The organism is uncultured Proteiniphilum sp., assembly GCF_937873925.1.
GTDB lineage: Bacteria > Bacteroidota > Bacteroidia > Bacteroidales > Dysgonomonadaceae > Proteiniphilum.
Genome location: NZ_CALNAT010000203.1, coordinates 1 through 6,489 on the forward strand (window position 1 = coordinate 1; position 6,489 = coordinate 6,489).

Below are 6,489 nucleotides of genomic sequence, written 5' to 3' on the forward strand. Positions count from 1 at the left end.
CCGACCGATACCCGTTTTTTCTTTGAGGAATTCGTAAAGATGCTTTGATCCTCACCTAAGAATTGAGAACTCAGGACTAAGAACTTATAATTTTAATGGGGAAATTAATAAATTTTCAACTTCTTACTTCTAATTTCTGAGTTCTATTAACGATAAAACAGAGAAGTATGCATACCAGTAATTCATTTTTGCAAGATATAGCGCCATCTTCCGGGGAAGGCAGGATAACGGTTAAAAAAGCCCTTATCCTCGGTTCCGGGGCGCTCAAGATCGGCGAGGCAGGCGAGTTCGACTATTCCGGCTCACAAGCCCTCAAAGCATTGCGCGAAGAGGGTGTGGAAACCATCCTGATCAATCCGAATATCGCCACGGTGCAGACCTCCGAAGGATCGGCCGATAAGATTTACTTTCTGCCCGTGACGCCTTATTTCGTGGAAAAGGTGATCGACAGGGAACGACCCGACGGCATCCTGCTGGCTTTCGGCGGACAGACGGCCCTGAACTGCGGCGTACAACTCTACCAGGGGGGCGTTTTTGAAAAATACGGTGTCAGTGTACTGGGTACTCCGGTACAGTCGATCATGGATACAGAGGACAGGGACCTGTTCGTGAAAAAACTCGACCAGATCAACGTAAAGACAATTCAAAGCTATGCTGTTTCCACTACGGGGGATGCCCTGCAGGCAGCAGACCGGTTGGAATATCCCGTCATTGTGCGGGCCGCTTATGCCCTTGGGGGACTGGGTTCAGGATTTTGCAACGACAAAGAGGAGTTGAAAGCGCTCGCAGTGAAAGCATTCAACTATTCCGGCCAGCTACTGATCGAGAAATCCCTCAAAGGATGGAAGGAAATTGAGTATGAGGTGGTACGCGACCGCTACGACAATTGTATCACCGTCTGCAATATGGAGAATTTCGATCCGCTCGGCATCCATACCGGTGAAAGTATCGTGGTGGCTCCCTCGCAGACGCTTACCAATAGTGAATATCACAAGCTGAGGGAACTGTCGATCAGGATCGTCCGCCATATAGGGATCGTCGGGGAATGCAACGTACAATATGCCTTCGACCCCGTGTCGGAAGATTACCGGGTGATCGAGGTCAACGCCCGCCTGAGCCGATCCTCGGCGCTTGCCTCCAAGGCTACCGGCTATCCGCTGGCATTCGTGGCGGCAAAGCTGGCTCTGGGGTATGGACTGTTCGATCTGAAGAACTCCGTAACAAGATCTACCAGCGCCTTTTTTGAACCTGCGTTGGATTATATCGTCGTAAAAATACCCCGTTGGGATCTGGGAAAATTCAGCGGAGTCTCCAAAGAAATCGGTTCTTCCATGAAATCTGTCGGCGAGATCATGGCGATCGGGCGTACCTTTGAAGAGGCCATACAAAAGGGGCTTCGGATGACCGGATTGGGGATGCACGGGTTTGTGGAAAATAAAGAACTGAAGATCGATGATATAGACAAAGCGCTCCGGGAGCCGACCGACCAGCGTATCTTCGTGATCAGCAAAGCATTCAGGAAAGGATACGGCATCGACCAGATCCATGAGCTGACAAAAATAGACCGGTGGTTCCTGCAGAAGCTGTTCAATATTGTAAAGACAGCGGAAGCATTGGAGAGCTACCCGGAAGAAAGGGTGGATCTTCGGAAAGAGAATAATCCGGGATTTGATGAAATACTGAAAATTGCCAAGCAGCAGGGTTTTTCCGATTTTCAGGTGGCACGGGCACTCCGGAAGGAGAAGACGGAAGAGGAAGATGCCCTTCAGGTGCGCGCCTACAGAAAAAAACAGGGTATCCTTCCTTTTGTCAAGCAGATAGATACACTCGCTGCGGAATATCCTGCCCAGACCAATTATCTCTATCTCACCTACAACGGATCGGAGAACGATATGCATTATCTGGGCGACCGCCGGTCGGTTATCGTCCTGGGATCAGGCGCTTACCGTATCGGCTCGTCCGTTGAGTTCGACTGGTGTTCGGTGAATGCATTGAATACCGTGCGCAAGGAAGGATTCCGCTCCGTGATGATCAACTATAATCCAGAGACAGTATCGACCGATTACGACATGTGCGACCGGCTCTACTTCGATGAGCTGTCGTACGAGCGGGTAATGGATATCATTGAGCTGGAGAATCCGTACGGTGTCATCCTCTCCGTGGGAGGACAGATCCCCAATAATCTGGCGGTGAGACTGGACAAGGCGGATGTGCATATTCTGGGGACAGGAGCCAAAAGCATCGACAACGCCGAGGACCGGCACAAGTTCTCATCCATGCTCGACCGGTTGGGTATAGACCAGCCACGCTGGAAAGAGCTGACCACTCTCACCGATATCCGCCAATTTGCCGACGAGGTGGGATTCCCCCTGCTGGTACGCCCTTCCTACGTCCTTTCTGGCGCGGCTATGAACGTCTGCTCTAACGAGAAGGAACTGGAATATTTCCTTACACTGGCTACCGAAGTGTCTGCCAAATATCCGGTAGTGGTGTCGGAGTTTGTCGAAAATGCCAAGGAGATAGAGATGGATGCGGTGGCCCGGAACGGTGAACTGATCGTCTATGCCATTTCCGAGCATGTGGAATTTGCCGGTGTACACTCCGGGGATGCCACCATTCAGTTCCCGCCGCAGAAGATATACGTGCAAACGGTGAGGAGGATCAAGCAGATCACTCGGGAGATCGCAAAGGCTCTGCAGATTACGGGGCCTTTCAATATTCAGTTCCTGGCTAAAGACAACGCCATCCGGGTGATTGAGTGTAACCTGAGGGCGTCGAGATCATTTCCTTTTGTTTCCAAGGTACTGAAAATTAATTTTATAGAGCTCGCAACGAAAGCAATACTTGATATTGACACGAAGAAGCCGGAGAAATCGGCATTCGAACTCGATTATGTAGGCATTAAAGCGCCCCAGTTCTCTTTTACCCGCTTGCAGAAGGCAGATCCCGTGCTGGGAGTGGATATGGCTTCCACCGGTGAAGTAGGGGCCATTGGTACCCATTTCGATCAGGCGCTGCTCACGTCGATGTTGGCAGTGGGTTACCGTATCCCGGAAAAAAATATCATGGTCTCTTCCGGCGGGACCAGGTCGAAGGTCGACCTGCTGGATGCCTGCCGTCTTTTGCAGCAACACGGATATAACCTGTATGCTACCGGCGGGACGCAAAAGTTCCTGGAGGAGAACGGCGTAAAAAGCGCTTATGTAGCCTGGCCCGATGAAAAGAGCGCAGCGTTGAAAGTCGATGAAATGATTGCCGAAAGGAAATTCGATCTGATCATCAATATTCCCAAAAATCTCACTGAGAGGGAGCTGACCAATGGGTATAAGATCCGTCGCGGCGCCATCGATTACAATATTCCCCTCATCACCAATGCCCGTCTGGCAAGCGCCTTTATCAAAGCATTCTGCCGTATATCTCAGGATAATATCGAGATCAAACATTGGGGAGAGTATAATTAATTTGATGAGATGATTAATTGATGTGATAATGTGATGATTGCAATATGTTGTATTGTCAATCTTCACCAATCTCAATCCATAAATCAGTTCAAGTTTCGCAAGTCGTATTATTGCAACTAAAAGCTCCGATTGACAATATTTTATGACTCATAAAAGTTCTCGTTCACTAAAAGAGTAGAACTCGCTTCGCTCAAACAACTACTCTTTTAACGCTCATCGAGAACTATGGGTCCCTACAAAATATCTAAAGGTCTCCGTTTTAGTTGCATACACTATAAATTTACATGCGAAACTTAAGTAAATCAGTAAATCGATAAATCAGCAAATCAATATAATGGACAAATCAATTAAAAAAGTTATTTTACTGGGTTCCGGCGCCCTGAAGATCGGGCAAGCGGGTGAATTTGACTATTCCGGTTCACAGGCTTTGAAAGCAATGCGCGAGGAAGGAATAGAAACGGTATTGATCAATCCCAATATTGCCACGATCCAGACATCGGAAGGGGTGGCCGATACGGTCTACTTCCTGCCCATTACCCCCTATTTTGTAGAGAAGGTGATCCGGAAGGAGCAACCGGACGGCATCCTGCTGGCCTTCGGAGGACAGACCGCGCTGAACTGCGGTGCGGAACTATACCAGAGCGGAACGCTGGATCAATATGGCGTACGGGTACTGGGAACATCGGTAGAGGCGATTATGATCACGGAAGACCGTGATCTGTTCGTGAAAAAGCTGGCCGAGATCGATGCCAAAACGCCTGCATCCAGGGCGGTGGAAAGTCTGGAAGACGCGTTGTCGGCAGCCTATGAGATAGGTTTTCCCATTATGGTACGCTCGGCATACGCATTAGGCGGACAAGGTTCGGGCATCTGTGCAAATGAAGAGGAGTTTATCGGACTTTGCAAGAGCGCCCTCTCTTTCTCTAACCAGATATTGGTGGAGGAGAGCCTTAAAGGATGGAAAGAGATTGAGTTTGAAGTGATCCGCGACAGGAACGACCATTGTTTTACGGTGGTTCCGATGGAGAACTTCGATCCCCTGGGTATCCATACCGGAGAGAGTATTGTGGTGGCTCCCATTATCACGCTCAGTAAAGAGCAGATTGCCATGCTCGAAGATATTGCGCAGCAGGTGGTACGCCATATAGGTATTTTGGGTGAATGCAATATCCAGTACGCTTTCAATGCCGAGACCAATGATTACCGCATTATCGAGATCAATGCCCGCCTGAGCCGTTCGTCTGCCCTGGCTTCTAAAGCATCAGGATATCCCCTGGCTTTTGTGGCGGCAAAACTGGCTTTGGGTTATACCCTCGACCAGATAGGGGAACCCGGGACCTCCAACTCTGCTTATGTAGCGCCGAAAGTAGATTATATGATCGTAAAGATTCCGCGTTGGGACCTCAATAAATTCTATGGGGTAAGTCACGAGATCGGTTCTTCCATGAAGTCTGTCGGTGAGATCATGTCCATCGGCCAGTCTTTTGAAGAGATCATCCAGAAAGGATTACGTATGATCGGGCAGGGGATGCACGGTTTCGTGGGGAACAGGGAGATGATCTTCGACGATGTGGAAGAGGCGCTTTCAAAGCCGACCGATATGCGTATCTTCGCTATTGCTAACGCTTTTGAAAAAGGATATTCGGTAAAGCAAATTGAGGAGTTGACCAGGATTGACCGGTGGTTCCTGGAACGGTTGGAAAATGTTTACAACTATTCAAAGGTGCTTACTGCCTACGACAAGATCGACGAACTGCCGGAAGATGTATTGCGGGAGGCAAAACGTCTCGGCTTCTCCGATTTCCAGATCGCGCGGTTTGTGGAAGATCCGCAGGGTACGTTAGAGGATGAACTGATCAGGGTGCGCGACAGGAGGAAAGCATTGCAGGTTACACCGGTAGTACGCCGTATCAATACGGTGGCTTCCGAACATCCCGATACAACCAACTATCTCTATTTTACCTATGGCTCCGGCAAAGTTTCCACACCCCGGAAGGGAGAAAAAGAGTCCGTCATTGTGCTGGGTTCCGGCGCTTATCGCATCGGCTCGTCGGTGGAATTCGACTGGTGTTCGGTCAACGCAGTGCAGACAGCCCGTGAACTGGGATATGAATCAGTGATGATCAACTACAATCCCGAGACGGTGTCGACCGATTACGATATGTGCGACCGCCTCTACTTCGATGAACTGTCGTTTGAGCGCGTGCTTGACGTGATTGATATAGAAAATCCCAAAGGGGTGATCGTTTCCGTGGGAGGACAAATCCCCAATAACCTCGCCATGAAGTTGTACCGGCAGAATGTATCCATTCTGGGTACCTCTCCCTTATCGATCGACCGGGCGGAAAACCGTCATAAGTTCTCTGCCATGCTTGATGAGCTGGGTATCGACCAGCCCCGGTGGAAAGAGATGAGCAGCTTCGGGGAGATCGACGCTTTTGTTGAAGAGGTGGGTTTTCCCGTGTTGATACGCCCTTCCTACGTCCTTTCGGGAGCGGCCATGAACGTATGTTACGATAAAGAACAGATGCATACCTTCCTCAAGATGGCTGCCAATGTGTCGAAAGAATATCCTGTGGTGGTTTCCTCTTTCCTGCAGAATGCCAAAGAGATTGAATTTGACGCGGTGGCCCGGGAGGGCGAGGTGGTGGAATATGCCATTTCGGAACATGTGGAGTTTGCCGGCGTCCATTCGGGTGATGCCACACTGGTTTTCCCTGCGCAGAAGATTTATTTTGAGACCCTGCGCCGTGTGAAGAAGATATCGAAACAGGTAGCCAAAGAATTGAATATCAGCGGTCCGTTCAATATCCAGTATCTTGCCAAAAACAACGAGATCAAGGTGATTGAATGTAATCTGCGGGCGTCGCGCTCTTTCCCCTTTGTTTCCAAGGTGTTGAAGCATAATTTTATTGATACGGCTACCCGTATTATGCTGGGCGCGCCTTATGCCAAACCCGACAGTTCGGTGTTCGATCTGGAATATATCGGGGTAAAGGCATCGCAGTTCTCTTTCTCCCGTCTGCAG

Annotated in this window: 2 protein-coding genes; both read left to right on the plus strand. The window is 49.5% G+C overall.

The window, feature by feature from the left end:
- Nucleotides 1-167 precede the first annotated feature (167 nt).
- Complete coding sequence (gene carB / locus Q0502_RS13790) at nucleotides 168-3,461, plus strand: carbamoyl-phosphate synthase (glutamine-hydrolyzing) large subunit (protein ID WP_298651756.1); 3,294 nt, start codon at nucleotides 168-170, stop codon at nucleotides 3,459-3,461.
- A gap of 334 nt (nucleotides 3,462-3,795) precedes the next feature.
- On the plus strand, nucleotides 3,796-6,489 hold a 2,694-nt coding region (gene carB / locus Q0502_RS13795; RefSeq protein ID WP_298651759.1), incomplete at its 3' end, for a carbamoyl-phosphate synthase (glutamine-hydrolyzing) large subunit.